The 25,984-nt window shown below is 70.5% G+C and carries 22 protein-coding genes; 5 read left to right on the top strand and 17 right to left on the bottom strand.

Features of this window, described 5'->3' with window-relative positions; all coding sequences use genetic code 11:
* The first annotated feature begins 73 nt into the window (after positions 1–73).
* Together J5X86_RS31115 and J5X86_RS31110 are read left to right on the top strand one after the other, a co-directional pair.
* Positions 74–1,330: a helix-turn-helix domain-containing protein gene (locus tag J5X86_RS31115; RefSeq protein ID WP_208520034.1), complete on the top strand. Its 1,257-nt coding sequence runs from the start codon at positions 74–76 to the stop codon at positions 1,328–1,330.
* A gap of 18 nt (positions 1,331–1,348) precedes the next feature.
* Complete coding sequence (locus J5X86_RS31110) at positions 1,349–1,822, top strand: hypothetical protein (RefSeq protein WP_208520033.1); 474 nt, start codon at positions 1,349–1,351, stop codon at positions 1,820–1,822.
* A gap of 198 nt (positions 1,823–2,020) precedes the next feature.
* Here the strand turns inward: J5X86_RS31110 and J5X86_RS31105 are convergent, their stop codons facing one another.
* The 8 genes from J5X86_RS31105 to J5X86_RS31070 form a co-directional block, all read right to left on the bottom strand.
* Positions 2,021–2,389 carry a hypothetical protein gene (locus tag J5X86_RS31105; RefSeq protein ID WP_208520032.1) on the bottom strand — a complete coding sequence of 123 codons (369 nt, stop codon included), beginning with the start codon at positions 2,387–2,389 and terminating at the stop codon, positions 2,021–2,023.
* On the bottom strand, positions 2,386–3,018 hold the full coding sequence (locus tag J5X86_RS31100; RefSeq protein ID WP_208520031.1) for a SigE family RNA polymerase sigma factor: 633 nt from the start codon (positions 3,016–3,018) through the stop codon (positions 2,386–2,388). Before J5X86_RS31100 ends, J5X86_RS31105 begins: the two co-directional genes overlap by 4 nt.
* A gap of 70 nt (positions 3,019–3,088) precedes the next feature.
* Positions 3,089–3,502, bottom strand: a complete 414-nt coding sequence (locus J5X86_RS31095) for a hypothetical protein (protein WP_208520030.1) — start codon at positions 3,500–3,502, stop codon at positions 3,089–3,091.
* Between the two features lie 349 nt (positions 3,503–3,851).
* Positions 3,852–4,247 (bottom strand): D-ribose pyranase, encoded by a 396-nt coding sequence (gene rbsD, locus J5X86_RS31090; RefSeq protein WP_208520029.1) that lies wholly within the window; start codon positions 4,245–4,247, stop codon positions 3,852–3,854.
* Positions 4,244–5,170 (bottom strand): ribokinase, encoded by a 927-nt coding sequence (rbsK, locus tag J5X86_RS31085; RefSeq protein WP_208520028.1) that lies wholly within the window; start codon positions 5,168–5,170, stop codon positions 4,244–4,246. Before rbsK ends, rbsD begins: the two co-directional genes overlap by 4 nt.
* Before the next feature lie 19 nt (positions 5,171–5,189).
* Entirely contained in the window at positions 5,190–7,133 is a 1,944-nt protein-coding gene (locus J5X86_RS31080; RefSeq protein ID WP_208520027.1) for a substrate-binding domain-containing protein, read from the bottom strand.
* Positions 7,123–8,691 (bottom strand): sugar ABC transporter ATP-binding protein, encoded by a 1,569-nt coding sequence (locus tag J5X86_RS31075; RefSeq protein ID WP_208520026.1) that lies wholly within the window; start codon positions 8,689–8,691, stop codon positions 7,123–7,125. The genes J5X86_RS31080 and J5X86_RS31075 overlap by 11 nt, the downstream gene beginning before the upstream one ends.
* Positions 8,688–9,704 (bottom strand): LacI family DNA-binding transcriptional regulator, encoded by a 1,017-nt coding sequence (locus tag J5X86_RS31070; RefSeq protein ID WP_208520025.1) that lies wholly within the window; start codon positions 9,702–9,704, stop codon positions 8,688–8,690. Before J5X86_RS31070 ends, J5X86_RS31075 begins: the two co-directional genes overlap by 4 nt.
* A gap of 198 nt (positions 9,705–9,902) precedes the next feature.
* Between J5X86_RS31070 and J5X86_RS31065 the strand changes: the two genes are divergently transcribed.
* Complete coding sequence (locus J5X86_RS31065) at positions 9,903–12,146, top strand: ATP-dependent RecD-like DNA helicase (protein WP_208520024.1); 2,244 nt, start codon at positions 9,903–9,905, stop codon at positions 12,144–12,146.
* A 151-nt stretch (positions 12,147–12,297) separates the two neighbouring features.
* Positions 12,298–13,587: a citrate synthase gene (locus J5X86_RS31060; RefSeq protein ID WP_078641523.1), complete on the top strand. Its 1,290-nt coding sequence runs from the start codon at positions 12,298–12,300 to the stop codon at positions 13,585–13,587.
* Between the two features lie 533 nt (positions 13,588–14,120).
* Here the strand turns inward: J5X86_RS31060 and J5X86_RS31055 are convergent.
* The 3 genes from J5X86_RS31055 to J5X86_RS31045 form a co-directional block, all read right to left on the bottom strand.
* Positions 14,121–16,430, bottom strand: coding sequence for a cation-translocating P-type ATPase (locus J5X86_RS31055; RefSeq protein WP_208520023.1), 2,310 nt, complete (start codon positions 16,428–16,430; stop codon positions 14,121–14,123).
* Positions 16,431–16,517: 87 nt separating this feature from the next.
* On the bottom strand, positions 16,518–16,745 hold the full coding sequence (locus J5X86_RS31050) for a heavy-metal-associated domain-containing protein (protein ID WP_014060816.1): 228 nt from the start codon (positions 16,743–16,745) through the stop codon (positions 16,518–16,520).
* Between the two features lie 212 nt (positions 16,746–16,957).
* A complete protein-coding gene (locus J5X86_RS31045; protein ID WP_208520022.1) occupies positions 16,958–17,617 on the bottom strand; it encodes a TetR/AcrR family transcriptional regulator in 660 nt (219 codons plus the stop codon).
* Between the two features lie 168 nt (positions 17,618–17,785).
* Here J5X86_RS31045 and J5X86_RS31040 point away from each other — a divergent pair, with 168 nt between their 5' ends.
* Complete coding sequence (locus J5X86_RS31040; RefSeq protein WP_208520021.1) at positions 17,786–20,212, top strand: MMPL family transporter; 2,427 nt, start codon at positions 17,786–17,788, stop codon at positions 20,210–20,212.
* A gap of 37 nt (positions 20,213–20,249) precedes the next feature.
* Here the strand turns inward: J5X86_RS31040 and J5X86_RS31035 are convergent, their stop codons facing one another.
* The 6 genes from J5X86_RS31035 to J5X86_RS31010 form a co-directional block, all read right to left on the bottom strand.
* A complete protein-coding gene (locus J5X86_RS31035) occupies positions 20,250–20,459 on the bottom strand; it encodes an AlpA family transcriptional regulator (RefSeq protein WP_208520020.1) in 210 nt (69 codons plus the stop codon).
* Between the two features lie 273 nt (positions 20,460–20,732).
* A complete protein-coding gene (locus J5X86_RS31030; protein ID WP_208520019.1) occupies positions 20,733–21,752 on the bottom strand; it encodes a Gfo/Idh/MocA family protein in 1,020 nt (339 codons plus the stop codon).
* A gap of 63 nt (positions 21,753–21,815) precedes the next feature.
* A complete protein-coding gene (locus J5X86_RS31025) occupies positions 21,816–22,736 on the bottom strand; it encodes a sugar phosphate isomerase/epimerase (protein WP_208520018.1) in 921 nt (306 codons plus the stop codon).
* 161 nt (positions 22,737–22,897) lie between these two features.
* Positions 22,898–23,782 carry an ATP-binding cassette domain-containing protein gene (locus J5X86_RS31020; protein WP_208520017.1) on the bottom strand — a complete coding sequence of 295 codons (885 nt, stop codon included), beginning with the start codon at positions 23,780–23,782 and terminating at the stop codon, positions 22,898–22,900.
* 5 nt (positions 23,783–23,787) lie between these two features.
* Complete coding sequence (locus J5X86_RS31015; protein WP_208520016.1) at positions 23,788–24,858, bottom strand: ABC transporter permease; 1,071 nt, start codon at positions 24,856–24,858, stop codon at positions 23,788–23,790.
* A gap of 7 nt (positions 24,859–24,865) precedes the next feature.
* Complete coding sequence (locus J5X86_RS31010; protein ID WP_208520015.1) at positions 24,866–25,876, bottom strand: sugar ABC transporter substrate-binding protein; 1,011 nt, start codon at positions 25,874–25,876, stop codon at positions 24,866–24,868.
* Positions 25,877–25,984 lie beyond the last annotated feature (108 nt).

Below are 25,984 nucleotides of genomic sequence, written 5' to 3'. Positions count from 1 at the left end.
CGCATACGCGTATGCAGTCAGCGCATACCCGTGACAGGCAAACGGGGAGCCCCAGGTATCAACGGGAGTAGGCATGAACTGGTCTTCACAGGCGATTCGGAACGCCGCCCGTCAAGGTGACTACGGGCGGGTCGTCAGCCTGGCCCGTCGCGACTCTGGCGTCTCCCAGAGCCAGCTCGGCGACGCCTGCGGGATCAGCCAGTCCGCCGTCTCTCGTCTCGAAGGACGCGGCACAGCCTCATACGACATGACCATCCTGGCGAGAGCCGCCACGCACCTGCACATCCCCCCGCGTCTGGTTGGCCTCGCCGACCACACAGCGGCGCATGTCGCCGAGAATGGACAGCACGACGTGCACCGGCGCAACTTCCTCGCGGGGACCGCGGCGGCGATCGCCGCGCCCACCCTGTCAACTCGTCTCCCCGAAGCCACAGATACCGGCCAGGCCGCGACCCTCCGCGTGGCCACCACAGCCTTCCGCCGACTGGACGGCACCACCCCTTCCCGGCAGCTCTCCGAGCCAGTCCTGGCCCACCTGCGGCTCACCCAAGCCATCACCAGCGACGCCGAAACGACCGAGCAGCGAGCCCGCTTGGCCGCAGTGGGCAGTGAAGCCGCCTCCCTCGCCGGTTGGCTGGCCTGGGACATGAACGACATCGGATCGGCCCGCACCTGGTACGGCGCGGCCATCAAAGCCGCGCGTACCTCAGGCGACCGGCTGCTCCTCGCCTACCAACTCGGCAGCCTGGCCGGGTTCGAGGCAGACGCCGGGAACGCCCCCCAGGGTCTCGGCCTCGTCCGCAAAGCCCATCGTCAGCTGGGCGAGGCGGCACCGGCCATCGCCACCGCGTGGCTCGGCACGATCGAGGCGCTCGCACACGCGGCCGCGGGGAATCGTCCCGCCGCGGGAAGCGCGCTCGACCAGGCCGCCCGCAGCACCGACGCCGTTCAGGACGAACAGCCGCCACCGTGGCCATGGGTGTTCACCTTCACCCACACCAAGGTCGCTGCGACCCGGCTCACCTGCGGCGCACGGCTCGGCCTCCCTGGATGGGTGGCCGCCTCCCAGGACGCAGCCGCAGCGGCCCTTACATCAAGCCACGAGAAGCAGCGTGCGCTGCTCATGCTCGACCTGGCCGCCGCGCAACTGGGGACGGGTCGACTAGATGGTGCGTTCGCGCTGGCCGGGCGGGCACTCGAGACGGGGGCACGGTATCGGTCAGGCCGGATCATCGAGCGCGCCCGTGCGCTCCGACGGTCCTACACTTCGGCGACTCCACCCAGGGTGGTCCGTGAGTTCGACGACCGACTGCACGGCATCTACCTGTGATCACGAAAGGAGCGGCCCATGCGCCTCGGCATCACCGGCCACCGCGGTCTTCCCCCAGAGACGGAGCGATTGGTCCGCCGGGCCCTTCAAGAGGAACTTACGCGCTACGGTCCTGACCTGATCGGGGTCTCGTGTATCGCCGACGGCCCGGACGCCTGGTTCGCTGAGCTGGTGCTGGAGGCTGGTGGCCGTCTTGAAGTGGTGGTCCCTGCGGAGAAGTACCGCGAGGGCCTGCCGGAGGAGCATCACCAGACGTATGACCGTCTCATCCAACAAGCCGCCGACATCCACCGCACGGGCATCGTGGAGTCAGATTCCCGGGCCCACATGGCCGGAAGCGAGATTCTGGTGGGCTTGGTGGACGAGCTGGTTGCTGTTTGGGACGGGCAGCCAGCCCGGGGGTACGGCGGCACGGCCGATGCCGTGGCCTACGCCGAGCGCACCGGTGTCCGGTCTCGGGTGATCTGGCCGGAGGGTGCTACCCGGGACTGACCGAGAGCGCGGCTGATCATCCAGCGCGTGGACCCGACAGACTCATCACGCTCCAGCAGGCCGTCATCACCGAGCACGGCAAGGAGCCGGGCTCAACCGGTTCGCAGTAGGGCCCTCGGGGCGCTGGGGTGCTCGGGGGTCAGGGGCGTCGGAGGGATGGTCCCGGGGCCAGTGGCGGGGGCGTGCGAGGCGACCGCGTCAGGGCTGGGTGGGGACGGAGGTCGAGGGCGGGGTTTCGGGCGGAGAGGTGGGGGAGGTGGGGGAGGGCCGGGTCGGAGTCCCCGTGTTGGACGAGGGGACCGAGGTGGCCGGAGGGGAGGTGCGGGGGTCGCGGGCGGGCGGGGCCGGACGGTTGTCCTCCGGGGAGCCGGACAGCAGCAGGAAGGCGACGGCCGCCGCCGCTGCCGCCGCCACGGCGACGGCGGACACGACCCGCCGGATCCGCCGGGTGCCCCAGGCCGGGCCGGTGGGCGGCCGGTACGGCGACAGCTCGTGGGCGTCGATGAGCCGCGCACGGGCGTCGAGCGCGGCGCGCAACCGGTCCTCGACGGGTGGGGGAGTGCTCATCGGGCCGCCTCCAGCAGCTTTTCCAGAGTGACGAGCGCACGGCTCGCGGTCGACTTCACGGTGCCTCGGGAGACGCCCAGCGTTTCGGCTATCTGGGCCTCGGTCAGCTCCGACCAGTAGCGCAGCACCAGCACCTCGCGCTGGCGCGCGGTGAGTTCGGCCAGCGCGTCGAGGACCTGCCGGTGTTCCTCGGCGAGCAGCAGCGGCTCGTCCACCGGCGCTCCCGGCCCCTGGTACGGCGGGGTGTAGGCGCGTGCCGTACGCCGTCGGCGCAGCACCGAGCGGGCGGCGTTGACCACGGCGGTGTGCAGATAGGCGTGCGCGTCCTGGAGGCTGTCCAGCCGTGAGCCATGCCGGCGGCAGACGGCGGCGAAGGCGTCCTGGACCACGTCCTCGGCAGTGTGCAGGTCGTCCACCAGGAAGACCGCCAGCCGGATCATGTCCAGCCGCCGGGCCTGGTACAGGTCGGCCAGCGTGGGGCCGGGCTCCCCGTCTCCCCGGCCGCCCACCGGCCTCAGCGCCCGCAGCCGCCGCCCGGCGCGCGCCGTCTCCACCGGCGGCGTCGAGGCGGTCGTCCGGGCGCGGCGGAGCAGCCGGGTCCACCAGGGCAGGACAAGAGTGAGCTGCATCGTCCTCGTTCACCTCATCGGTGGGGCGGGGCCGGCTCCGGAACCGGCCCCGCCGCATCCGTGGTTGCGGCTAGCGACCGGCCTTGGTGGGGGCGGGCTTGGTGGGCTCCGGCACGCTGGTGGGCGGCTCGGTGGGGGCGGGCTTGGTGGGCTCCGGCACGCTGGTGGGCGGCTCGGTGGGGGCGGGCTTCGTGGGCGCGGGCTTGCTGGTCGGCGGCTTCGTGGGGGCGGGCTTGGTGGGCTCGGGGACGCTGGTGGACGGCGGGGTGGGGGCGGGCTTGGTCGGCTCGGGCGCGCTCGTGGGCGCCTTCGTGGGCTCCGGCTTCGAGGTCGCCGACGGGGCCGGCTTGGCCGGGCCGGAGTGGTCGCCGGTGGCCGCCTGGGCGGCGATGCCCCCGCCCACGATCAGGGCGATGCCTGCGGCCGACCCCAGGATCCAGGGGCGCAGACGGCGGTTGGGCTTCTTGGCGCGGTCGTGCTGCATACGGAACGACTCCCGAAAGGATTGAGCGAACGCTGATGGGGAGGCGCGTACCGAGGGCCCGAAGGACCCGTTCCGGAACCCGCCTTCATCCCACCAGACGTGCGGCCCCACCCGAGGTTGTCGCGCCCCGGAAAAATCTTTCGCCGATCGCCGTGCAACCGTTCCCGCCCTTGGCGGGTCGTACCTGGCATCGGGCTTCCTGGGGGGGATCCGGGGGGGATTCGAGAGGAAGCCCTGGGAGGGGAAAACGAGGGGCCCGGACCACGGCCGGGCCCCTCGAAATGTCACACCGCGCCCCCGGACGCCCGCGTCACACCGCGCTCCCGGGGACGACCGCGCGCCGTACGCCTCAGAACGGCACGCCGCACCGCAGCAGCACATTCGCGTACGGCCGCGCCTCCCCCGTACGCACCACCAGCCTCGCCCGTCCCGTCATCGTCTTGAGCTCCTCGTGCGGGACCAGATCCAGCGCAGGGGCCGGGAAGAGGCCGTCGAGCAGGGCGGTCGCCTCGGGGTTGTGGTCGCGTACCTCCCGCGCCGCCGTGGCCCGTTCGACCACCAGCTCGTCCAGCAGCCCGGTGAGCACCCGCTCGAACGACGGCACCCCGGCCGTGAAGGCGAGGTCCACCACGAACGGCCCGTCCGGTATCGGAAGGCCCGCGTCGCACACCATCACCGTGTCGGTGTGGCCCAACAGGGCGATGCCCGCGCTCAGATGGCGGTTGAGAATCCCGGATCGCTTCACAGCGCCGCCACCTCCTCGGCGCTCGGGAAGGACGCCTGCGCCCCGGCCCGTGTCACCGCGGCGGCGCCCACGCGCACCGCGAACCGCACCGCGGTCGGCAGGTCGTCGCCGACGCCGAGGCGCCAGGCGAGCGCGCCGGTGAAGGCGTCCCCGGCGCCCGTGGTGTCCACGGCCGTCACCGCGGGACTGGGTACCAGCACCGTACGGTCGCCGTCGGCGACCAGCGCGCCCTCGGCGCCCAGGGTCACCACGACCGAGCGCGGACCGCGCGACAGCAGGGCGTCGGCCCACTCCTCGGGGTCGTCGGAGGACCCCACCGGGGCGTCGCTCAGCAGGAACCGCGCCTCGTGCTCGTTCACCACCAGGGGATCGCAGGCGGCCAGCACATCGGTGGGCAGCGGCGCGGTCGGCGAGGGGTTGAGCACCACCCGCGGCCCGGGGCGGCCGCCGAAGCCCGCGCCCGCCGCGCGGACCACCTCGGCGACCGTCTCCAGGGGGATCTCCAACTGCAGCGAGACCACCCGCGCCGCGGCCAGCAGGCTCGCCGCGGCCCGGACGTCGCCGGGGGTCAGCCGGGCGTTGGCCCCCTGGGAGACCACGATGCTGTTGTCACCCGAGGGGTCCACCGTGATCAGCGCGACCCCGGTGGGCGCGCCGCCGACGAGGACGCCGACGGTGTCGACCCCGGCCGTCCGCTGCGAATCCAGCAGCAGCCGGCCGTAGTCGTCGTCGCCGACCCGGGCCAGCAGCGCCGTCCGGGCCCCCAGTCGGGCGGCGGCGACGGCCTGGTTGGCCCCCTTGCCGCCCGGGTGGACCGCGAGGTCCGACCCGAGGACGGTCTCGCCGGCCCCGGGGCGGCGGTCGACTCCGATCACCAGATCGGCGTTGGCCGACCCCACGACCAGCAGGTCGTAGTCGTGCATCCGCACGTCCTTTCGTTTGTCACTTCGCAGTGACGACCTTCACCGGCACCTTCACCGTGCCGTCGATCTTCTGCCCCTTGGCCGCCTTGACGGCATTCCGCACCACCATCCGGCCCAACTCCTTCGGCTGCTGGGCGACGGTCGCGGCGAGGCTGCCGCTCTCGACGGCCTTGAGCCCGTCCGGGGTGCCGTCGAAGCCGACGACGTCGACGGACTTGCCCGCCTTGGAGCCGAGCGCCTTGACCGCGCCGAGCGCCATCTCGTCGTTCTCGGCGAAGATCCCGTCGATGCCCGGGTGGCCCTGGAGCAGATTGGTGGTCACATCCAGCCCCTTGGCCCGGTCGAAGTCGGCGGTCTGCTTGCCGACGACCTTGATGTCCGGGTACGCCTTGAGGCCCTCCGCGAAGCCCTTACCGCGCTCACGCGAGGCGGAGGTGCCGGGGGTGCCCTGCAGCACCAGGATCGTGCCCTTCTTTCCGAGCCGCTCGGCGAGCGTCTTGGCAGCCAGCTTGCCGCCCGTGATGTTGTCCGAGGCCACCAGGGTCGCGATCTCGGCCTTGTTGACGCCACGGTCGGCGGCCAGCACCGGGATGCCCGCCTTGTCGGCGGCCCGGACGGACGGGCCCGCGGCATCGGAGTCGACCGGGTTGATGATGATCGACTTCATGTTCTGGCTGGTGAAGTTCTGGATCTGATTGGCCTGCTGGGAGGCGTCGTTCTGGGCGTCGGTGACCGTAAGGCTGACCCCGGCGCGCTTGGCCTCCTCCTGGGCGCCCGCCTTCAACTGCACGAAGAAGGGGTTGTTGAGGGTGGAGACCGACAGCCCGACCTTGGTGGACGCGCCCCCGGAGGAGCCGGAGCGCCAGACGGAGGCGCCGACGGCGATGGCGGCGACGACCACGGCGGCGAGCGCGAACTTGCCCGCGTTGACGGCCTTCTTACGGCCGCCACCGGACGATCCGCCCGCCGCGGCCCCGGGCGCGCCCGGGCTGGCCCCGGCGCGTCGGCGCAGCGTGTCCAGCAGCACCGCGAGCGCGATGACGACACCGATGACGACCTGCTGCCAGAAGGGAGAGACCTCCAGCAGGTTGAGCCCGTTGCGCAGCACCGCGAGGATCAGCGCGCCGATGAGCGTGCCGGACGCCTTACCGACGCCACCGGACAGGCTCGCGCCGCCGATGACGACCGCGGCGATCGCGTCGAGTTCGTAGCCGACGGCCGCCTGCGGCTGCGCGGAGGACAGCCGGGAGGCGAGCACGATGCCCGCGACGGCCGCGAAGCCGCCGGAGAGCGCGTAGATGACCAGCTTCTGGCGCGTCACCCGGATCCCGGAGAGCCGGGCGGCCTCCTCGTTGCCGCCGATCGCGTACATCGCGCGGCCCGCGTACGTACGGCCCAGCACACCCGCGGTGATCAGCCCCATACCGATCATCACGAGCACCGGGATGGGCAGCCAGCCGCCGATGGTGTCGCCGAGGCCGGACATCGACTCCGGGATGGCTATCGGGCTGCCCTGGGAGATCACCAGGGCCAGGCCGCGGCCGATCGACAGCATCGCGAGCGTGGCGATGAACGGCGGCAGCTTCCCGAAGGAGACCAGCGCCCCGCTGACCAGACCGCAGGCCACACCGGTGGCGACGGCCAGGAGCGCCGCGAACCACACCGGCAGCCCCTGTGAGGTCGCCGACCAGGCGAGCACGGTGGCGGACAGCGCGGCCACCGAGCCGACCGACAGATCGATCCCCGCGGAGACGATGACGAAGGTGACGCCGAAGGCGAGGATCGCGGTGACCGCCGCCTGGACGCCGACGTTGAGGAGATTGCCGGTGGTGAGGAAGTCGCCGGACAGCAGCGACATGGCCGCCACCAGCAGCACCAGGGCGCTCAGGGCGCCGTTGTCGAGCAGCACGCGGCGCAGCACCGCCGAGCCCCCGGGGTCCTTCGTAAGCGTGTCAGTGGCCACGGGAGCCCTCCTTTTCGTTGCCGCCGACTCCTTCGTCGGCGCCCTTGACGTCCTTCACTGCCAGGGCCATCACGGCGTCCTGGGTCGCTTCCCGCGCGGTCAGCTCGCCCGAGATCCGGCCCTGGGCCATGACCAGGACCCGGTCGCTCATCCCCAGCACCTCGGGCAGATCGCTGGAGATCATCAAAACGGCGTGGCCGGACGCGGTGAGTTCGTTGATGAGCTGGTAGATCTCGACCTTGGCGCCCACGTCGATACCGCGGGTCGGCTCGTCGAGGATCAGCACCTTGCTGTCGGCGAGCAGCCACTTGCCGATGACGACCTTCTGCTGGTTGCCCCCGGAGAGGGTGCGCACCCGCTGGTCGAGCCCGGCCATCCGGACGGCCAGCCGCTCGGCGACACCGGCCGCCGCGCTCCGCTGAGCGGCCCGGTCGACGAGCCCCGCGCGGGTGGCGGCGCGCAGCGTGACCAGGCCCAGGTTCTCCTGCACGGTGCCGTCCAGGACCAGGCCCTGGCCCTTACGGTCCTCGGGGACGAGGCCGATCCCGGCCCGCATGGCGGCCACCACGTCATGGCGGGCCAGCGGGCGGCCGAGTACCTCGACGGAGCCGGAGTCGTACGGATCGGCGCCGAAGAGCGCCCGGACGACCTCCGTACGGCCCGCGCCGACCAGCCCGGCCAGGCCCACCACCTCCCCGGCGCGCACGTCGAAGCCGATGTCCTGGAAGCCGCCGTTCCGGGTGAGCCCCCGGACCTTGAGCAGGGGGTCACCGGCGTCCGTGCGCTCCCGTGGGTACTGCTGCTCGATGGAGCGGCCCACCATCAGCCGCACCAGCTCGTCCTGTTCGGTGGTGGCCGGGACCTGGGTGACGCTGCGGCCGTCGCGCAGCACGGTGACGCGGTCGCCCAGGGCGGCGATCTCCTCCAGGTGATGGGTGATGAAGACGACGCCCACCCCGTCCGCGCGCAGCGTGCGCACGATCCGGAAGAGCTTGTCGACCTCCTCGGTGGTGAGCACGGCGGTCGGCTCGTCCATGATCAGGACGCGGGCGTCCAGGCTCAGCGCCTTGGCGATCTCCACCATCTGCAGCCGGGCGATGCCGAGGTCCCGGACGCGGGTCCGGGGCGAGACGTCCACCCCGACGCGGGCCAGCAGCTCGGCGGCGCGCTCGTCCATGGTCTTGCGGTCGATCATGCCGAAGCGGCGCGGCTGGCGGCCCAGGAAGATGTTCTCGGCCACGGTGAGGTCCGGGACGAGGTTGAACTCCTGGTAGATGGTGGCGATTCCGAGCCGCTCGGCGTCCTGCGCGCTGTTGATGCGCACCGGGCCGCCGTCGACCAGGATCCGGCCCCCGTCGGGGCGGTGCGCGCCGGAGAGCATCTTGATCAGCGTGGACTTGCCCGCGCCGTTCTCGCCCAGGAGGACGTGCACTTCGCCCCGGCGCAGATCGAAGTCCACCCCGTCCAGGGCGATCACCCCGGGGAAGGTCTTACGGACGCCCTCCATGCGCAGCAGCTCCGCCCCGACGGGGGAGGACCGCTCGGACTCGGCACTCATGGCTTGCTCCCTTCGGGCTCGCCGCACGAGCGGCGGGTGACCAGACGGGCGGACAGGGTCACCGAATCGGCGGGCCGCCCCTCGACGAGGTCGATCAGCGCGCGTACGGAGGCATGGCCGAGCGCTCCGGTCGGCTGGGCGACGGCGGTGATCGGTGGATCGGTGTGGACGAACCAGGGGATGTCGTCGAACGCGGCGAGCGCCACATCGTCCGGCACCCGCAGCCCCCGCGCGCGGATCTCGTCCATCGCGCCGAGCGCCATCAGGTTGTCCGCGGCGAAGATCGCGTCCGGGGGCTGCGGCAGATCGAGGAAGCGGGCGGTCACCCGGCGGCCGCTGTCCGCCTGGAAGTCCCCCTGACCGATGTGGTCCTCGGACAGCGCCAGACCGAACTCGCGCAGCGCGGAGCGGAAGGCGTCCACCCGTTCGCGGCCGGTCGTGGTGGCCGCCGGACCCGCGATGATCGCGAGCCGGCGGTGCCCCAGGGCGCACAGATGGTCCACCAGATCGCGGATGGCTCCCCGCCCGTCGGTGCGGATCACCGGCACCGCGTCCAGGCCCTCGCCCTCGATCCAGCGGTCGACGAAGACCATGGGGGTGCCGGCGCGGGCGGCGGCCAGCATCATCGGGGAGCCGCCGTCGGTGGGGCTGACCAGCAGTCCGTCTATGCGGCGGTCCATCAGGGTGCGCACATGGTGGTCCTGGAGTTCGGGCCGCTCGTCGGCGTTGCCGATGATCACGCTGTAGTCCAGCTCGCGGGCGGCGTCCTCGACCGAGCGGGCCAGCTCGGTGAAGAAGGGATTCAGCACATCGCTGATGACCAGCCCCAGGGTCCGGGTCTGATCGGTGCGCAGCGAGCGGGCCACCGCGTTGGGGCGATAGCCGAGGTCGGCGACCGCGGCGAGCACCCGTTCACGGGTGTCCAGGCGAACGGAGGGGTGGTCATTGAGCACCCGTGAGACCGTCGCGACGGAGACCCCGGCACGCCGCGCCACGTCCTTGATGGCCGGCATCGTCCACCTCCTTGTGGAATCGATTACATGGATTGGAATCGATTACATCGACGGAGGGCAAGGGGTCGGCCGCCGGTGAAACCGGATCGTGATATTCCGCCGTGGGGCCCACGGCCCCGTTCTTCCCCGCGGGCGCTGTCCACAGGCGTTGTCCACAGGCCCGAACCGCCTGTCGGCTCCCGGCGGTACGGTCGGGGCATGCTCAAACTCGCGGTGGTCGAAGGGGTCCTGGAGCGGATCACCTACGCCAATGAGGAGAACGGCTATACGGTCGCGCGGGTCGACACCGGCCGGGGCTCCGGCGATCTGCTGACCGTCGTCGGCTCGCTGCTGGGCGCCCAGCCGGGCGAGTCACTGCGGATGGAGGGCCGCTGGGGTTCCCATCCGCAATATGGCAAGCAGTTCACCGTCGAGAACTACCAGACCGTCCTCCCCGCCACCCTCCAGGGCATCCGGCGCTATCTCGGCTCGGGGCTGATCAAGGGCATCGGCCCCCGGATCGCCGACCGGATCACCGAGCACTTCGGCGTCGACACCCTCGATGTCATCGAGGAGCGGCCCGAGCGGCTGGTCGAGGTCCCGGGCCTCGGCCCCAAGCGCACCAAGATGATCGCCGCGGCCTGGGAGGAGCAGAAGGCCATCAAGGAGGTGATGGTCTTCCTCCAGGGGGTGGGTGTCTCCACCTCCATCGCGGTGCGGATCTACAAGAAGTACGGCGACGCGTCGATTTCGGTCGTGAAGAACGAGCCGTACCGGCTGGCGGCCGACGTCTGGGGCATCGGCTTCCTCACCGCCGACAAGATCGCCCAGTCGGTCGGCATTCCGCATGACAGCCCCGACCGGGTGAAGGCCGGCCTGCAGTACGCGCTGTCCCAGTCCGCCGACCAGGGCCACTGCTATCTCCCCGAGGAGCAACTCATCGCGGACGCCGTGAAGTTGCTCCAGGTGGACACCGGTCTGGTCATCGACTGCCTGGGAGAGCTCGCGGCCGAGGACGAGGGCGTGGTGCGCGAGCCGGTCCCGGGCCCGGCGGACGGCGAGCCGGTCTCCGCCGTCTATCTGGTGCCCTTCCACCGCGCCGAAATCTCCCTCGCCGGCCAGGTGCTGCGGCTGCTGCGCACCCAGGAGGACCGGCTGCCCGCCTTCGGGGATGTGGACTGGGGCAAGGCGCTGGACTGGCTGGCGAGCCGCACCGGGGCCGATCTGGCGCCCGAGCAGAGCCAGGCGGTGCGGCTCGCGCTGACCGAGAAGGTCGCGGTGCTCACCGGCGGGCCGGGCTGCGGCAAGTCCTTCACCGTGCGGTCCGTGGTGGAGCTGGCCCGCGCCAAGAAGGCGAAGGTGGTGCTCGCGGCGCCCACCGGCCGGGCCGCCAAGCGGCTGTCCGAGCTGACCGGCGCCGAGGCGTCCACCGTCCACCGGCTGCTGGAGCTCAAGCCCGGCGGGGACGCGGCGTATGACAGGGACCGCCCGCTCGACGCGGATCTGGTGGTGGTCGACGAGGCGTCGATGCTCGATCTGCTGCTGGCCAACAAGCTGGTCAAGGCGGTCCCGCCCGGTGCCCATCTGCTCTTCGTCGGGGATGTGGACCAGCTGCCCAGCGTGGGCGCCGGGGAGGTGCTGCGCGATCTGCTGGCCCCCGGCAGCCCCGTCCCGGCGGTGCGGCTGACCCGGATCTTCCGCCAGGCCCAGCAGTCCGGGGTGGTCACCAACGCCCACCGGATCAACGAGGGGGTGCCGCCGGTCACCCAGGGCCTGTCGGATTTCTTTCTCTTCGTCGAGGACGACACCGAGGAGGCCGGGCGGCTCACGGTCGATGTCGCGGCCCGCCGCATCCCCGCCAAGTTCGGTCTCGACCCCCGCCGTGACGTGCAGGTTCTGGCTCCGATGCACCGCGGCCCGGCGGGCGCGGGCACGCTCAACGGACTGCTTCAGCAGGCCATCACCCCGGCCCGCCCGGACCTCCCGGAGCGCCGTCTCGGCGGCCGGGTCTTCCGGGTCGGCGACAAGGTGACCCAGATCCGTAACAATTATGAGAAAGGGGCCAACGGGGTCTTCAACGGCACGGTTGGCGTCGTCACCTCACTCGACACCGATGAGCAGCGGCTGACCGTGCGGACGGACGAGGACGAGGAGGTACCGTACGACTTCGACGAGCTGGACGAGCTGGCTCATGCCTATGCGGTGACCATCCACCGGTCACAGGGCAGTGAGTACCCGGCCGTCGTGATTCCGGTGACCACCGGGGCCTGGATGATGTTGCAGCGCAACCTCCTGTACACGGCGGTGACCCGTGCCAAGCGCCTTGTGGTGCTGGTCGGCTCGCGCCGCGCGCTGGGGCAGGCGGTGCGCACCGTCTCGGCGGGGAGGCGCTGTACCGCGCTGGATCACCGACTCGGCGGCGATGTGACAGTCGAGCGTGTCAAGAGGGTTTCCGAACGATGACGATCGGGGCAGGATGGCCGTGAAGGCGGCACTGAGTGCCGCCAAAAGGCTCTTCAGCCGACCCCGAGTGCACGTTCTCTACCCGAGTAGGGGAAGGTGGGGGGAGTCAGGGCACCTCGAAGAAGAGAACCAGACGTCGGTGAGGGATGACGTGAGCGACAACTCTGTAGTACTGCGGTACGGGGACGGCGAATACACCTACCCGGTGGTCGACAGCACTGTCGGCGACAAGGGCTTCGATATCGGCAAGCTGCGTGCCCAGACCGGTCTGGTGACCCTGGATTCCGGTTACGGCAACACCGCCGCGTACAAATCCGCGATCACCTATCTGGACGGTGAGCAGGGCATCCTGCGATACCGCGGCTACCCGATCGAGCAGCTGGCGGAGCGCGCCTCCTTCGTGGAGACCGCCTTCCTGCTGATCAACGGGGAGCTGCCGACCGTCGATGAACTGGCGGCCTTCCGTGGGGAGATCACCCGCCACACGCTCCTGCATGAAGACGTCAAGCGGTTCTACGACGGTTTCCCGCGGGACGCCCACCCGATGGCGATGCTGTCCTCCGTGGTCAGCGCGCTGTCGACCTTCTACCAGGACAGCCACAACCCCTTCGACGAGAAGCAGCGCAACCTCTCGACGATCCGGCTGCTGGCCAAGCTGCCGACCATTGCCGCGTATGCGTACAAGAAGTCGGTCGGTCACCCCTTTGTGTACCCGCGCAATGACCTGGGCTATGTCGAGAACTTCCTCCGGATGACCTTCTCGGTCCCCGCGCAGGAGTACGACCTCGACCCGACCGTGGTCTCCGCGCTCGACAAGCTGCTGATTCTGCACGCCGACCACGAGCAGAACTGTTCGACCTCCACGGTCCGGCTGGTCGGCTCCTCGCAGGCCAATATGTTCGCCTCCATCTCGGCGGGCATCAACGCGCTGTGGGGCCCCCTGCACGGCGGCGCCAACCAGTCCGTGCTGGAGATGCTCGAGGGCATCCAGGCTTCGGGCGGCGACGTCGACACCTTCATCCGCAAGGTGAAGAACAAGGAAGACGGCGTGAAGCTCATGGGCTTCGGGCACCGCGTCTACAAGAACTTCGACCCCCGGGCGAAGATCATCAAGTCGGCGGCGCACGATGTCCTCTCCGCGCTCGGCAAGTCCGACGAGCTGCTCGACATCGCGCTCAAGCTGGAGGAGCACGCCCTCGCGGACGACTACTTCGTCGAGCGCAAGCTCTACCCGAACGTGGACTTCTACACCGGTCTGATCTACCGGGCGATGGGCTTCCCGACCGAGATGTTCACCGTGCTGTTCGCGCTCGGCCGGCTGCCGGGCTGGATCGCCCAGTGGCACGAGATGATCAAGGAGCCGGGCTCCCGTATCGGCCGCCCGCGCCAGATCTACACGGGCGTCGTCGAGCGCGACTTCGTCCCGGTCGAGGAGCGCTAGGGCAACACTCGCGTTCTCCTGTGCCCCCGTCCTGGCCGGTCGGGGGCACTTCGCGGCTCCGGGTGCTTGGGCCGACCGGCCGGGGGCACCTCCCAGCGGTAGCTGGGGGAGACTTTTGCGCCCCGGAGGCGAACCGAGCCTTAAAAGAAAGCCAGAAGCGCCCCGCTTCCGATCCCCCCACGGGTCGGAGCGGGGCGCTTCCCTTGCCCCGGAGCGGATTCCCCCCACGGGATCCGGCCGGGTGTCTACGGGCCCTTGCGGGCCGTATGGTGACGCGATCCGCCGGGACGCGTACCTACGGGAGGGCCGCTCAAAGCTCCCCGAGTACGTCGTCCCGGCTACGCGTAGCGGGATACGTCCCCCAAGACGAATCCCCACCGTCCCATTAGACTCGCGACCCCCCTCGATGGTTACGTTGGGTTGTGTGTGATCTGCGTCTCTTGCCATATGGGCCATAAAAGGGCAAGAGCCTCGATTTGAAGATCGAGGCTCTGCTGTATGGGTGTTGTGCGGCTTATGGGGACTTGGTGAATCTATGTGGACGCTGTGAAGGCCCGCAGTCGCAGACTGTTCGTCACCACGAACACGGACGAGAACGCCATGGCCGCTCCCGCGATCATAGGGTTCAGCAGTCCGGCCGCCGCGAGCGGCAGCGCGGCGACGTTGTAGCCGAAGGCCCAGAAGAGGTTGCCCTTGATGGTGCCGAGCGTCCGGCGCGCCAGCCGGATCGCGTCCGCCGCCACCCGCAGGTCGCCCCGGACCAGTGTCAGATCCCCGGACTCGATGGCCGCGTCCGTGCCCGTGCCCATCGCGAGCCCGAGGTCGGCGGTGGCGAGGGCGGCCGCGTCGTTGACCCCGTCGCCCACCATGGCGACCGTACGGCCCTCGCCCTGCAGCCGCTTCACGACGTCCACCTTGTCCTGGGGCAGCACCTCGGCGATGACGTCGTCGATGCCGACCTCGCGGGCCACCGCCTCGGCGACGAGCCTGTTGTCGCCGGTCAGCAGTACCGGGGAGAGGCCGAGCGCCCGCAACTGGGCGACCGCCTCGGCGCTGGTCTCCTTGATGGCGTCGGCCACCAGGAGGACGCCGCGCGCCTTACCGTCCCAGGCCACCGCGACCGCCGTCTGCCCCTCCGACTCGGCCGCCGCCTTGGCGGTCGCCAGGTCCTCGGGCAGTTCGATGGCCCATGCGCCGAGCAGCTTCTCGCGGCCGACCAGGACCGCGTGACCGTCCACCGTGCCCTGGACGCCGAGGCCGGGCTCGGACCGGAAGTCCGCGGGTGTCGGAAGGTCGCCGATCCGCTCGGCCGCGCCGCCCGCGATGGCGCGCGCGATCGGGTGCTCCGATGCGTGCTCCAGGGCGCCCGCGAACCGCAGCAGCTCCTCCTCGTCCACACCAGGTGCTGTGACGGCCCCGCGCAGCCGCATCTGTCCGGCCGTCACCGTGCCGGTCTTGTCCAGGACGACGGTGTCCACCCGGCGGGTCGACTCCAGCACCTCGGGCCCCTTGATCAGGATGCCCAGCTGGGCGCCGCGGCCGGTGCCGACCATGAGCGCGGTCGGGGTGGCCAGGCCCAGGGCGCAGGGGCAGGCGATGATCAGGACGGCCACGGCCGCGGTGAAGGCGGCGGCCGTCTCGCCCGTGGTGAGCAGCCAGCCCAGCAGGGTGCCGACGGCGATCAGCAGCACGATCGGCACGAAGATCCCCGAGACCCGGTCGGCGAGCCGCTGCACCTCGGCCTTGCCGTTCTGCGCGTCCTCGACCAGCTTGGCCATGCGCGAGAGCTGGGTGTCCGCGCCCACGCGGGTGGCCTCGACCACGATCCGGCCCGCCGTGTTGACGGTCGCGCCCGCCACCGTGTCGCCCGCCACCACGTCCACCGGCACCGATTCGCCGGTCAGCATCGAGACGTCCACGGCGGAGGAGCCCTCGACCACCGTGCCGTCGGTGGCGATCTTCTCGCCGGGGCGCACCACGAAGCGGTCGCCGACCGCCAGCTCGCCTACGGGGATCCGCTCCTCCCGACCCCCGCGCAGTACGGCCACGTCCTTGGCGCCGAGTTCCAGCAGCGCGCGCAGCGCGGCGCCCGCCCGCCGCTTGGACTTCGCCTCCAGGAAGCGGCCCAGCAGGATGAGGGTGGTCACCCCGGCGGCCGCCTCCAGATAGATCGAGGACGACCCGTCTGCCCGGGAGACGGTGAGATCGAAGCCGTGGCGCATTCCCGGCATGCCCGCGTGGCCGAAGAACAGCGCCCACAGGGACCAGCCGAGGGCCGCGAGGGTGCCGATGGAGACCAGGGTGTCCATGGTGGCCGCGCCGTGCCGGACACCCGTCCAGGCGGCCTTGTGGAAGGGCGCGCCGCCCCAGACGACGACCGGCGCGGCGAGGGTGAGCGAGAGCCACTGCCAGTTGTCGAACTGCAGCGACGGCACCATCGCCAGCACCACGACGGGCAGGGACAGGGCGAGGGAGACGAGCATGCGGTGGCGCAGCGGGTCCGGTCCGGCCTCGCCGCGCGGGTCGGTCTCCGGTGCGCCGGCGTCCCCGGGGGTGCGGGGCTCGGGCAGGGCGGGGCGCGGTTCCTCGGCGGTGTACCCGGTCTTGACGACGGTGGCGATCAGGTCGGCGACCTCGATCCCCGCGCCGTAGGACACCTTGGCCTTCTCGGTCGCGAAGTTCACCGTGGCGGTGACGCCGTCGAGGCGGTTGAGCTTCTTCTCGATACGCGCGGCGCAGGACGCACAGGTCATACCGCCGATGGCGAGCTGGACCTGAGAGGGCTCGCCGGCCGTCGCCGTGGGGTCGGTGGCGGCCCCGGCGGGGGGTGCCGTGCTGGTCATGTCTGGTCTCCTGGGAGGAGGGCCGGGCCGTACGGCGACTGTATGAGCAGGGCGGTACGGTCCGGCGGAGGTTTGGTGGGGGCTCGCTCAGGCCGCCCGGCCGGTGAGCTCGTAGCCCGCCTCGTCCACGGCGGCGCGGACGGTCTCGTCGTCCAGCGGAGCGGCCGAGATCACGGTGACCTGGCCGGTGGACGCCACGGCCTTGACGGAGGTGACGCCGTCGAGGGCGCCGATCTCCTCGGAGACGGCGCCTTCGCAATGGCCGCAGGTCATACCGGTCACCTGGTAGACGGTGGTGACAGCCTCGGAGCTCATGGGGTTTCTCCTGTGTGGGGTGAGCGTGACGGTCGGTGCGCAGGAGGCACCGGAATGCCTCAGCGTCTCCTGACGATCCCCACTTTATACCCCTAGGGGGTATCGATGGAAGCCGGTGGTGCGCCGGTCCGTGACGGGTGTGCCGCGCCCGCGCGCACTCCTCCCCGGTCCGGAGCGGACGAGGGGTGGGTGAAGAGGGTGTGGTGTGGGGGTCAGGGGCGGGCGCTGACTCCCTCGGTGCCGAGCACCGGGGCGAGATAGCCGTACAGGGCGGTCTTCAACTCCGCGACGTAGGCCTCCCGTTCCGTGCCTTCATGGCCGAGGATCAGCGTCAGTCCGGCCTTGAACAGGGCGAACGCCATGGTGGTGGTGTGGGCGCGGCGCTCGGGGGAGAGGTCGGGGTTGCGGACGCCGATCAGCTCGCTGATGCGGTCCTGGATCGCGTCGTGCAGTTCGGCGTGCTCTTCGAGGAGCCGGCCCGGTGCGTCGGAGGACTGGATCAGGGCCAGGAAGGCCGGATTCGCGCAATTGAACTCGATCATCGGGTCGAGGACCGTGTCGAGCAGCTCGCCGAGGGGCAGCGCGACGTTCTCGGGCGTGAAGACCGTCCCGTGGGTCTCCACCATCCGGCGGTTGAGGCGCTCGCCGAGCTCGACGGCGATGGCCTCCTTGTTCGGGAAGAACTGGTACAGCGTGCCGGGGGAGACCCCGGCCTCGCGGGCGATGGCGTTGGTGCTCGCCGAGGTGTAGCCGGTGCGGCAGAAGACATGGGCGGCGGCGTCGAGTAGCTGCTGGATCCGGCGCTCACCGCGCGCCTGTCTGCGGCGCGGCTTCGCTGTTTCGTCGCGCTGATCCACCTTGCTCTCGCTCACCTGTTTTCCCCGGCTCTCCGTGTTCGATTGACAAACACGAGCGCCCGCTCGCATTCTTGAGAAACGCGAGCGGTCGCTCGTGTTTACCGCCCATGGTAATCAGCGACCCATGCTGCCTACGGACGTGTGGGTGGCGGCATGGGGCACAGATGAAGGGGACACCGCGCCATGACCGATGTCAACCGCCCACCCGGGGACCGGATCGGAGGGTGGACGCGCCTGGTCACCGCGCGGCCGCGGCTGTCCCTCCTGATCGCTCTGGTCTTCACGGCGCTGGCCGTCGTGGCGGGGAGCGGGGTCGCCGACCGGCTGGGAAGCGGCGGCTGGGAGGACCCGGCGGCCGAGTCCTCGTATGCCACCAAGGCACTGGAGAAGCGCTTCCCCGCCTCCCAGCCCAATCTGATCCTGCTCGTCGACAGCGGCGGCAGGACCGTGGACGATCCGGCCGTCGCCGCCGAGGCCCGGGCCCTCGCCAAGAAGCTCTCGGATGAGCAGGCGGTCACCGGTGTCACCTCGTACTGGGCCACCGGCGCGCCCTCACTGCGGGCCCGTGACCGGGGCGAGGCGATCATCGCCGCGCGGATCGTGGGCGACGAGTCCGCCGCAGGCAAGACGCTGGAGCGCATAGCGCCCCACTACCGGGGCGCCCATGGCCCGGTCGAGGTGTCGGTCGGCGGGATGGTCGCGGTCCGCCATGAGCTGCAGACCACCATCCAGGAGGATCTGCTGCGGGCCGAGATGATCGCCCTGCCCATCACCCTGGTGCTGCTCGTCATGGTCTTCGGCAGCGCCGTGGCCGCCCTGCTTCCGCTCGGCGTCGGCATCATCGCCATCCTCGGCACCGACGCGGTGCTGCGCGGGCTCACCGAGTTCACCGATGTCTCGGTCTTCGCGCAGAATCTGACCACCGCGCTCGGCCTCGGACTCGCCATCGACTACGCCCTGTTCATCGTGCGCCGCTTCCGGGAGGAGCTGGCCCAGGGCGCGGAGAAGCTGCCCGCCGTCGCGACCACGCTGCGCACCGCCGGGCGCACCGTGCTCTTTTCGGCGCTGACCGTCGCCGCCTCGCTCTCCGCCATGCTCGTCTTCCCGCAGTACTTCCTGCGCTCCTTCGCCTATGCGGGGATCGCGGTGGTGCTGATCGCCGCCACCGCCGCCCTGGTGGTCCTGCCCGCGGCGCTCATCCTTCTGGGGGACCGGGTCAACGCACTGGACCTCACCCGCCTGCTGCGCCGTGGCCGCCCGGCCCGCGAGGGTGAGCCCGGAGCGGGCTGGGCGCGGCTCGCCCGGCTGGTGATGCGGCGCGCCCCGCTGTTCGCGCTGGCCACCGTCGCCGGTCTGGTCGCGCTGGGACTGCCGTTCCTGAGGGTGGAGTTCGGCACCGCGGACGACCGTCAGTTGCCGTCGAGCGCCGAGTCCCATGTGGTGCAGCAGCACATCCGGGAGGGGTTCCCCGGCGGTCCCGGGGGCGCGGTGGAGGTCCTCGCCGAGGGCGGGACCGGCACCAAGGCCCTCGCCGACTACAGCGCCAAGGTCTCCGCCCTCCCCCAGGTGCTGCGGGTGGACGGCCCGGCGGGCCGGTTCACGGACGGGCGGCGGGTGGCCGAGCCGGGGCCGGCGGAGGCCGCGCGTCTGGCCGGTGGCTCGGCCGACATCACCGTGCTGCCCAAGGGCGAGGCCGTGGACGCCGCCAGCCAGGACCTGGTGCGGACGATCCGCGCCCAGGAGCCGCCATTCACCACCTCGGTCACCGGCACCGCCGCCGTCCTGGTGGACACCAAGGACTCCATAGGCGACCGGCTGCCCTGGGCCGCCGGCATCATCGTCGCCGTCACCCTGCTGCTGGTCTTCCTGCTCACCGGAAGCGTGCTGATACCGATTCAGGCGGTGCTGCTCAACGCGCTCAGTCTGACCGCCATGTTCGGCGCCGTGGTGTGGGTCTTCCAGGACGGGCATCTGTCCGGTCCGCTCTCCTTCACCACCTCCGGCGATATCGAGACCACCCTGCCCGTCCTGATGTTCTGCGTCGCCTTCGGGCTCTCCATGGACTACGGGGTCTTTCTGCTCTCCCGGATCAAGGAGGAGTACGACCGCACCGGGGACCATCAGGCGGCGGTCGAGTTCGGACTGCGGCGCACCGGCGGCCTGATCACGGCGGCGGCGCTGATCCTCGCCGTGGTGATGGTGGGCATCGGCACCTCGCGGGTCACCAACACCAAGATGCTGGGGCTGGGTATCGCCCTGGCCGTGCTGATGGACGCGATGGTGGTGCGCGGTCTGCTGGTGCCGGCGGTGATGAAGCTGACCGGCCGGGCCACCTGGTGGGCCCCTGGCCCGCTCCGTCGGCTGCACACGCGGTTCGGGCTGAGCGAGGGCGAGTCCGCGCCGGCCGGAAGCCGCACGGACGCCGGGACTGGCACGGATGCCGCCAGTGGCAGCGACGCCGACGGCCGGTGCGGGGGCGAGGGCGGGCCTCGCGGCGAGAAGGGGGCTCACGGTGAGGACAGGTCTCACGGCGAGGGCGGGTCTCACAGTGAGGACGGGCTGCCCGGAGAGGGGGAGACGGTGCGGGACCGGGTGAGTACGGGCCGCTAGCGGATCACGGGGGTACGGCACCACGGCGCCCGCGCCGCTAATCCTCGGCGTCCCGCCGGGCGCGGCGGTTGCCGGGTCTGCGGGCCACCCAGGAGCGGATCGTATCCGCGTACCAGTACGGCTTGCCGCCCTCCACGAGATCGGGGGGCGGCAGCAGGCCGTGCTTGCGGTAGGACCGCACGGTGTCGGTCTGCACACCGATATGTGCGGCGATCTCCTTGTAGGACCACAGCCTCCGGTCGGTCATCTCTTATGCCCTTCCGCAGGTCGTCGCGGCCACGGCCCAGTGGGGCCGTCGGGGGAGCCGCGGCGCGCCTGCTCACGCTCCATCAGCCTGTGCCCGGGTCAACGACGCTGAGTGACGGGCGGCCAGGGGCTGTTGAGCACCTGTGACGTAGACGTGTGGAGATGTGACGGCTGTGACGCACGAGTGACGCACCGGACGATGACTCCGCTGCCATGGCGACAGCGGACCGGCCGTGGGAAACGGCCGGTCCGCTGTGGGTCAGTCGGTGGGGCGTCAGCTATAGAACGCGGGGCGCTCGATCATCTCGACGGCCGTGCGCTCACCCGTGGCCTGGGCCCGGACCCCCGCCTCGCTGACGGCGGTCGCGGCATAGCCGTCCCAGACGCTGGGGCCCTCGACCTCCCCGCGCCGGGTGGCGTTGACCCACGCCTGCACCTCACGGTCGTACGCCTCCTCGAAGCGGGCCACGAAGTCGGGGGCGATCTCCCCGCCCCAGGTGCCGGGCCGGTTGACCAGCATGCCGTGCGCGTCGCCGACGCGGGCGGTGCCCCGTTCGCAGACCGCCTCCGCCTGCACCTGGTAGCCGAAGCCGCAGGTGGCGAAGATCTCCACATTGACGATCGCTCCACCGGTGGTCTCGAAGACCACAAGCTGGGGGTCGCTGAGCGGCTCGGGGGACAGCGAGCTGGGGGTCGGCTTGAGCACGGTGACGGCGGTGATCTCCTGCTCCAGCAGCCAGCGCGACTGGTCCATCTCATGCACCACCGAGTCGGTGATCATCATCTCGTTGGTGAAGTACGAGTGCACCGAGGCGTTGCGGTGGCGGCAGTGCAGCAGCAGCGGGCGGCCCAGCTCACCACCGGCCAGCAGCGCCTTGAGCTTCATGAACTCGGTGTCGTAGCGGCGCATGAAGCCCACCTGGACCCGGCGGTGGCCCAGCTTCTGCTCGGCCTCCAGCACCCGCAGCGCGGAGGCGGAGTCCGGGGTGAGCGGCTTCTCGCACAGCACCGGCAGATCGCGCTCGAACGCGCTGAGCAGCGCGGCCTCGTGCGCGGGTCCCGGCGAGGCGATCAGCACCGCGTCCACGCCGGGTGCGGCCATCGCGGCGGCCGGGTCGGTGAACGCCTGACAGCCGTCGGCGGTGTCGGCGACCGCCTTGGCCCGCGCCTCGTCGATGTCGACCACGGCGGCCACCCGGGCGCCGCTGATCACCTCGTTGATGCGGCGGACATGGTCGGCGCCCATCTTGCCGGTCCCGATGACGGCGACCCCGAGCATTCCCTGCTGCGTCATAGGCGGATCTCTCTTCTCTCTGCTCTCTGGACGGTTCGACGGCCCGTGGGGGCGAAAGGGAGGTCAGGCGCCGCAGGAGCGCAGGAAGCGCCGGGTGCGCTCGGCGATGGGGAAGGGCTGGTCGGGCGGGCAGGGGTACATGTCCTGCTCGACGATGGCGAACAGGTCCACATCCAGCCGCTGGGCCGCGGTCAGGACCGGTCCCAGCTCGGGAACGCCGTTCGGCGGTTCGCACATGACGCCGCGCTGCACGGCGGGGCCGAACGGCACCCCGTTCTTGACCACATCGGCGAGGATCTCCGGGTCGACCTGCTTGAGGTGGAGATAGCCGATGCGCTCGCCATAGGTCTCGATCAGCTTGACGCTGTCGCCGCCGCAGTAGGCGTAGTGGCCGGTGTCCAGGCAGAGGTTGACGAGGTCGGAGTCGGTGGCGTCCAGGAAGCGGGCCACGTTCTCCTCGGTGTCGATATGGGTGTCGGCATGCGGGTGGACGACGATGTCGAGCCCGAAGCGCTCCCGCACCTCACGGCCGAGCCGGTCCATCCCGGTGGACAGATGGCGCCACTGCTCGGCGGTGAGCGTCGGGGGCTCGATCAGCTCGGCGGTCTTGTCGTCCCGCCAGAAGGAGGGGATGACCACGAGGTACTTGGCGTTCATCGCCCGGGTCAGCTCGGCCACCTGGGAGACATGCTCCCAGGTGGCGTCCCAGACCTCGGGGCCCTGGTGCAGTGAGGTGAAGATGGTGCCCGCGGAGACGTTGAGGCCGCGCCGGCCGGTCTCCTCGGTGAGCCGGGCCGGGTCGGTCGGCAGATAGCCGTACGGACCCAGCTCGATCCACTGGTAGCCGGCCTGCGTGACCTCGTCGAGGAAGCGCTGCCAGGGGACCTGCTGGTCGTCGTCGGGGAACCAGACCCCCCAGGAGTCGGGGGCCGAGCCGACCCGGATGCGGTCCAGGGCGGGTGCGGGGGAGGCGTCGGCAGTCATGGCAGAGGGTCTCCTCGGTGTGCTGGGGTGCCCGCGTCGTACTGTTTTGGGCAGCTTCACCGGCCGGGCGGGCGGCCGTCAAGAGTTCGTCAGGACATTCGGACGTCTTGTCAGTGGAAAGACATCCGGAGGATGGCGTCCTGTCAGGGGAAGGTGCTCGGTCAGGCGGAAGGGGCGGTCACCTCCCCGGGCAGCTCGTCCACATCGACCCCGCGGACCTGGGACAGCTCATGCTTGAGGGCGGCCAGTTCGGCGCCGCCGGCCATGTGGTTGGTGAGCTCTTCGAGGCTGACGTCCTCGCGCGCCGCGTTCAGCTCCAGGGCGCCGAGCCTCAGCACCGCGAAGTGATCGCCGACCATATAGGCGTGGTGCGGGTTGTGGGTGATGAAGATGACCCCGAGCCCGCGCTCGCGCGCCGCCGCGATGTACTTGAGCACGACACCGGACTGCTTGACCCCGAGCGCCGCGGTCGGCTCGTCCAGGATCAGCACCCGGGCGCCGAAGTGGACCGCCCGGGCGATGGCCACGGACTGCCGCTGGCCGCCGGAGAGGGTGCCGATGGGCTGTTCGAGGTTGTCGAGGTGGATGCCCATGGCGGACAGCTCCTCATCGGTGATCTTCTTCATCCGCTGGATGTCCAGCCGGCGCACCGGCCAGGGGCCGCGGGTCAGCTCGGAGCCGAGGAAGAAGTTCCGCCAGACCGGCAGCAGGGGCACGGTGGCCAGGTCCTGGTAGACGGTGGCGATGCCCAGGTTGAGGGCGTCGCGCGGGTTGTTCAGCCGCACCGGCTTGCCGTCGACGAGGTACTCGCCCTCGTCGTGCTGGTGCAGCCCCGAGATGATTTTGATCAGGGTGGACTTACCGGCGCCGTTGTCGCCGAGTACGCAGGTCACCCGGCCCGGCCGGACGGCCAGGTCGATGCCCTCCAGGGCGCGCACGTTCCCGTAGAGCTTGCCCACGCCCCGCAGCCGGACCACCGGCTCATCGGCCGGTGCGGCGGTCTGCGCGGCGCCGGCGGGGCTGTTCTTGGGTTCGTTCGTTGCCATTACGGTCACCTCCTGGCGGCCTGACGGCGCACCCACAGATTGACGAGGGTCGCGAGCAGCAGCATCACGCCGACGAAGAACTTGAACCAGTCGGGGTTCCAGTTGGCGTAGACGATGCCCTGGTTGACCATGCCGAAGATGAAGGCGCCGAGGACCGCGCCGATCGCCGAGCCATAGCCACCGGTGAGCAGGCAGCCGCCGATCACGGCCGCGATGATGTAGTAGAACTCGTTGCCGACGCCCTCGCCGGCCTGCACGGTGTTGTACTCGAAGAGCAGATGCATGCCGACGAACCAGGCCGCGAAGCCCACCGTCATAAAGAGGGCGATCTTGGTGAGGTTCACCGGTACGCCGACGGCCCGTGCGCTCTCCTTCGAACCACCGGCCGCGAAGATCCAGTTGCCGAACTTGGTGCGCAGCAGCACCCAGGTGGCGATGGCGGCGAAGATCAGCCACCACAGTACGGTGATCTTCACATCGACGCCGAAGACGTCGATGTCGGAGGCGAAGAGCGACTTGGCCTGGTCGAAGCCGTCCATGTCGGTGATGGAGTCGGTGGCGACATTGTCGGTCAGCAGCTTGGTGATGGCCAGGTTGGCGCCCTGCAGCATCAGGAAGCTGGCCAGGGTGACCAGGAAGCTGGGCAGCCCGGTCTTGATCAGCAGCACTCCGTTGATCAGCCCCACGGTGAGCGAGACCAGCAGGGCGACGATCACGCCCGCCCACACATTGGTGGTGAGCTGGAAGCTGAACATGCTGGCGGTCAGCGCCGAGCTGGTGACCGCGACCCCGGCCGACAGGTCGAACTCACCGCCGATCATCAGCAGGGAGACGGCGAGCGCCATGATCCCCATGGTGGACGCCTGATACAGGACGGTGGCGAAGGAGTCGGCCTGGCGGAAGGTGGGGGCGGCGACGAAGAAGAAGAGATAGACGCCGATGGCCGCGACCAGCGCCCCGATCTCGGGGCGGGCCAGCGCCCGCCGGGCCAGCGAGCGCTCGGCGGTGCGGGTCTTCGGCGGGGCCGCGGGGGAGGCGGGCGGTGTGGCGGCCGCCGGGGTGGCGGTATGGGTCATGGCCGGGTCACCGCGTTCCGTTCTTGGCGAACGTGGCGATGGTGTCCACGTTCTCCTTGGTGACGAACGCGGGCCCGGTCAGCACGGGCTTCTCGCCGCCGCCGCTGAAGTTGCCGTTGTTCTTGAAGAGCCACAGGGAGTCGATGGACAGATAGCCCTGGAGATAGGGCTGCTGGTCGACGGCGAACTGGACATCGCCGCTCTGGACGGCGGAGACGAGGTCCTTGTTGAGGTCGAAGGTGGCGACCTTGGCCTTGCCGCCCGCGTCCTTGGCGGACTGGACGGCGGTCAGGGCGAACGGGGCGCCCAGGGTGACGACATAGTCGATGCTCGAATCCTGCTTGAGCTTCGCGGCGATGGTCGACTTGACGGACGGCATGTCGGTGCCGTTGACGTAGAGGGTGTCCGTCTTGCCCTTGAAGGTCTTCTTCACGCCCGCGCAGCGGGCCTCGAGGGCGACATGGCCCTGTTCCTGGATCACACAGATGTTGTGCTTGGCGCCGATCTCGTTGAGATGCTTGCCGAATGCCTGGCCCGCGATGTTCTCGTCCTGGCCGAAGTACTCCAGCAGACCCATGTCCTTCCACTGCTCGAGTCCGGCGTTGAAGGCGACGACCGGGATCCCGGCCTTCTTCGCCTTGGCTATCGCGCCCTTCATGGCGTCGGGCTTGGCGAGGGTGACGGCGATGCCGTCGACCTTCTGGTTGATCGCGTTCTGGATCAGGTTGGCCTGGTCGGCTCCGCTGGGGTTACTGGAGTAGACGAGGTCGACATTGTCCTTGGCCGCCGCGGACTTGGCGCCCTTGCGCACGGTGTCCCAGAAGGTGTCGCCGGGGGCCGCGTGAGTGATCATCGCGATCCTCAGCCGCGGGGTGTCGGCCTTGCCGGCCGCGATGCCGGAGTCGGCTTCCTGGGCCTTCTTGCCGCCCTGGCTGCTGCAGCCCGCTGCCAGCAGGACGGCGGCGGTGGCGAGTGCGGCGAGGCCCGCTCTGCGGTGTCGATTGAGTCTGAGGTCCATCCGTTCCAGCACCTCTCAAGGCAGGTCCGTCGAGTTGGCACGGCCGTTGCAGAACGGGAGCCAACTCCCCGCGACTGTCCTCTGTCAAGGCTTTGTCATGACAACATT

The sequence above is a fragment of the Streptomyces sp. NEAU-YJ-81 genome, assembly GCF_017592595.1.
GTDB lineage: Bacteria > Actinomycetota > Actinomycetes > Streptomycetales > Streptomycetaceae > Streptomyces > Streptomyces hygroscopicus_B.
The sequence above is the reverse complement of the archived record's forward strand: the minus strand, read 5'-3'. Positions and strand labels throughout refer to the sequence as shown.

Excerpts from the sequence above, each read along its gene's own strand:
- J5X86_RS31035 (WP_208520020.1), bottom strand. The coding sequence starts at position 20,459 with ATGACCGACCGGAGGCTGTGGTCCTACAAGGAGATCGCCGCACATATC.
- rbsK (WP_208520028.1), bottom strand. The coding sequence starts at position 5,170 with ATGCACGACTACGACCTGCTGGTCGTGGGGTCGGCCAACGCCGATCTG.
- J5X86_RS31110 (WP_208520033.1), top strand. The coding sequence starts at position 1,349 with ATGCGCCTCGGCATCACCGGCCACCGCGGTCTTCCCCCAGAGACGGAG.
- J5X86_RS31020 (WP_208520017.1), bottom strand. The coding sequence starts at position 23,782 with ATGGCAACGAACGAACCCAAGAACAGCCCCGCCGGCGCCGCGCAGACC.
- J5X86_RS31030 (WP_208520019.1), bottom strand. The coding sequence starts at position 21,752 with ATGACGCAGCAGGGAATGCTCGGGGTCGCCGTCATCGGGACCGGCAAG.
- J5X86_RS31010 (WP_208520015.1), bottom strand. The coding sequence starts at position 25,876 with ATGGACCTCAGACTCAATCGACACCGCAGAGCGGGCCTCGCCGCACTC.
- J5X86_RS31070 (WP_208520025.1), bottom strand. The coding sequence starts at position 9,704 with ATGCCGGCCATCAAGGACGTGGCGCGGCGTGCCGGGGTCTCCGTCGCG.
- J5X86_RS31065 (WP_208520024.1), top strand. The coding sequence starts at position 9,903 with ATGCTCAAACTCGCGGTGGTCGAAGGGGTCCTGGAGCGGATCACCTAC.
- J5X86_RS31100 (WP_208520031.1), bottom strand. The coding sequence starts at position 3,018 with ATGCAGCTCACTCTTGTCCTGCCCTGGTGGACCCGGCTGCTCCGCCGC.
- J5X86_RS31015 (WP_208520016.1), bottom strand. The coding sequence starts at position 24,858 with ATGACCCATACCGCCACCCCGGCGGCCGCCACACCGCCCGCCTCCCCC.
- J5X86_RS31040 (WP_208520021.1), top strand. The coding sequence starts at position 17,786 with ATGACCGATGTCAACCGCCCACCCGGGGACCGGATCGGAGGGTGGACG.
- J5X86_RS31095 (WP_208520030.1), bottom strand. The coding sequence starts at position 3,502 with ATGCAGCACGACCGCGCCAAGAAGCCCAACCGCCGTCTGCGCCCCTGG.
- J5X86_RS31025 (WP_208520018.1), bottom strand. The coding sequence starts at position 22,736 with ATGACTGCCGACGCCTCCCCCGCACCCGCCCTGGACCGCATCCGGGTC.
- J5X86_RS31050 (WP_014060816.1), bottom strand. The coding sequence starts at position 16,745 with ATGAGCTCCGAGGCTGTCACCACCGTCTACCAGGTGACCGGTATGACC.
- J5X86_RS31055 (WP_208520023.1), bottom strand. The coding sequence starts at position 16,430 with ATGACCAGCACGGCACCCCCCGCCGGGGCCGCCACCGACCCCACGGCG.
- J5X86_RS31115 (WP_208520034.1), top strand. The coding sequence starts at position 74 with ATGAACTGGTCTTCACAGGCGATTCGGAACGCCGCCCGTCAAGGTGAC.
- J5X86_RS31075 (WP_208520026.1), bottom strand. The coding sequence starts at position 8,691 with ATGAGTGCCGAGTCCGAGCGGTCCTCCCCCGTCGGGGCGGAGCTGCTG.
- J5X86_RS31105 (WP_208520032.1), bottom strand. The coding sequence starts at position 2,389 with ATGAGCACTCCCCCACCCGTCGAGGACCGGTTGCGCGCCGCGCTCGAC.